The organism is Lachnoanaerobaculum sanguinis, from assembly GCF_033242365.1.
GTDB classification, from domain to species: Bacteria; Bacillota; Clostridia; order Lachnospirales; family Lachnospiraceae; genus Lachnoanaerobaculum; species Lachnoanaerobaculum sanguinis.
This window is the reverse complement of record NZ_BTHK01000077.1, coordinates 1-307: the sequence shown is the minus strand read 5'-3', so window position 1 is coordinate 307 and position 307 is coordinate 1. Positions and strand designations below refer to the sequence as shown.

Here is a 307-nt window from a genome sequence, read left to right as displayed (position 1 = left end):
GAAAGACGTAGTCGATGGATAACAGGTACAGATTCCTGTACTACATATAATCAGAACTGTGGGGACACGGAGACTGAAACCGAACCCGGGAGGACAAAAACCGGGGCAAGCGAAGTACCTGTATGGGAGGAAAACCCACCATGCAAGGGGAAAACGTGATGCGTACCGAAAAATAGTAGGGAAGTCGGTTAGGGAGCCGTCAAGAAAAGCCGCTATTGTGTTATATGTACCCGTACCGCAAACCGACACAGGTAGATGAGGAGAGAATCCTAAGGCCGGCGGGAGAAGCATTGTTAAGGAACTCGGC

General features: G+C 50.2%; 1 rRNA gene. It reads left to right on the top strand.

Going from position 1 to position 307, the window contains the following annotated elements:
- Positions 1–307: ribosomal RNA gene (locus SBH76_RS13605) — 23S ribosomal RNA — on the top strand; the annotation flags it as partial.